This is a genomic window from Phenylobacterium sp., assembly GCF_036821595.1.
Classification (GTDB): domain Bacteria; phylum Pseudomonadota; class Alphaproteobacteria; order Caulobacterales; family Caulobacteraceae; genus Phenylobacterium.
The window spans coordinates 1-2,071 of sequence record NZ_DAISJG010000168.1 but is presented as its reverse complement, the minus strand read 5'-3'; the positions used below and the strand labels follow the sequence as shown (position 1 = coordinate 2,071).

The following is a 2,071-nucleotide window of genomic DNA, read 5'->3' as shown; positions in this document are numbered from 1 at the left end:
AGCTCTCGCCCCAGGCGCCCGCAAGCTAAATTATTAGAAGGAAAATTGGCGCGCCCGGAACGATTCGAACGTCCGACCCTCAGATTCGTAGTCTGATGCTCTATCCAGCTGAGCTACGGGCGCGCACCGCCTTGCGGCGAGGGCGCGGAACCTAGTTGGGCTTCGGGCAAAGCGCAACCCGTCCCGCGCCGGTTTTTTGCGGCCTCAGGGGATCGGCGGGACCGGCACGCCGAGCGCGCCGCCGAGGCCCTTCAGGATCTGCCGGCGGGCGTCCTTCTTCTTGTCGCGCTGCGGCGCAGGCTCGCCCGGGCGGGCGAGGCGGGCCTCGTCGTCGTCGGCGTCGGCCATGCCGGGCATGGGCTGGCCGAGCAGGCCGCCGGTGGCCGATCGGTAGCGCACCTTCACCTGCCACTGGCGGTTCCAGGCGACCTTCGGGTCGCCGGGCCTCGGCGGATGGACGAAGTTGGCCTCGGGGCCGTAGGCGGCGAGCTGGAGCATGGCCTGGGGCGCGGCCTCGGCCACCTCGCGCGGCACGGCGCAGCTCGTGGTCTGCGGGCTCATCAGGGCCTTCGACGCCACCAGCCGGGTCAGGTCGCCCGGGGCGATGAAGTCGGGCAGGGCGAAGGCCGAGGCCTGCACCTCCGAGGAGGTCCACAGCACCATGGTCTCCTCCTGGCCCCCCATGACGGTGGCGAGATAGGCCTGGGCGTTCGGCACGGCGTTCCAGCCGAGCTGGACCGAGCCGGTCCCCGTCCGGGCGTTCGTGGTCAGGTTGAGCGGAGCCAGGAAATCCTGCTGCTGGGAGAGCGCGAACCGGATCTCGGGGCTGTAGTTGCCGCGCACGGTGTGCTCGCCGACCAGGGACCCGTCGCCGGGGACGCTGGTGCGGGCGCGCGCGTTCGGCCACTCGCCATAGGTGGCGTTGCGGCCCGGCGCCGGCGGCTGCATGGGCGTCACGTTCAGGCCGCGGCCGAGCGCCTCCAGGCCCGGGGGCATCCTGCCCGCCTGCATCTGGGCGAAGTCGATCACCACCGGCTGGCCGGCCCGGGCGCGCTCCCCGCACCCCCAGAAGATCAGCATCCTGCCGCGCGGCCGCTCGAACTCGCGCGGCATGGTCGGCTGCTCCTCCGTGCGCTGCGCCGGCTGGGCGGTGGGCGTCACCAGCGGCAGGCTGGGGCCGGCCTTCAGGCCCGGCGGCGGCAGGTGCTCGGCGGCGGGGGCGGCGGGCGGCCTGTCGGACGAGCCGAGCTGCAGGGTCAGGCTGTGCTGGGCGCCGCCGCCGCGCATCATCTGCATGACCTGGGCGGGCGAGGGGGCCGCCCCGGCGCCTGCGCCCGGCAGGCCGAAGCCGGTGTGGGTCTGGGCGCTCACCCAGTAGGTGGCGACGGGCCCGGTCACCTTCTGGGCGGGCTGGGCGGCGGCGCTGCCGGCCAGGACGGCCGCGCCGGCGACCAGGCTCAGTTTCACGGCCGAGGGCATGGTTGGCGTCTCCCGAAACTCTGTTCGGTGACGCTTACCAGCGCCGGGCTCAGCCCGGAAGGTCGCGCCAGCAGCGGACGTCGGTCCCGGGCCACGGCGTGGCCGCGTGGACGCCGCGCGCGACGGCCCGGGCGAGGCAGTCGGCGGCCAGCGCCCCCAGCCGGGCCAGCAGGTAGTTGGCGGGCTCGGCGAGCGGCCGCGCGCCGGTGGCGATCGCGAAGACCACGTCGCCGTCGAACGGGGCGTGGACCGGCCGGATGGCGCGGGAGAGGCCGTCCTGGGCCATCACGGCCAGCCGTTTCGCCTGGGCCCGCGTCAGGGCCGCGTCCGTGGCCACGCAGGCGATGGTGGTGTTGCGCTGGGCCCCGGGCGCCTTGGCGAGGCCCCAGTCGTCGGGCGGGCCCACGAGACCGGCCGCGCCCAGGCCGCCGAACTCCCCGCCGATCTCGTAGGGCGCCGCCCAGAACGTGCGGCCGCCGGGCGCGACGGCGGAGCCCCAGCAGTTCACCGCCACGAGCGCGCCGACGGTGAAGCCGTCGGCGGTGACGACGGAGGCCGAGCCCACCCCGCCCTTCAGCCCGCCCGCCATCGC

General features: G+C 75.0%; 2 protein-coding genes and 1 tRNA gene. All 3 read right to left on the bottom strand.

Annotation, left to right across the window (positions count from 1 at the left end; genetic code table 11):
* Positions 1 to 46: 46 nt before the first annotated feature.
* Positions 47 to 123 (bottom strand) — tRNA-Arg (locus V7Z97_RS20280).
* Positions 124 to 204: 81 nt separating this feature from the next.
* Positions 205 to 1,479 carry a hypothetical protein gene (locus V7Z97_RS20275; protein WP_334165421.1) on the bottom strand — a complete coding sequence of 425 codons (1,275 nt, stop codon included), beginning with the start codon at positions 1,477 to 1,479 and terminating at the stop codon, positions 205 to 207.
* Positions 1,480 to 1,528: 49 nt separating this feature from the next.
* Positions 1,529 to 2,071 (bottom strand): P1 family peptidase (locus V7Z97_RS20270; RefSeq protein WP_334165419.1); only part of this gene is annotated, 543 nt, incomplete at its 5' end.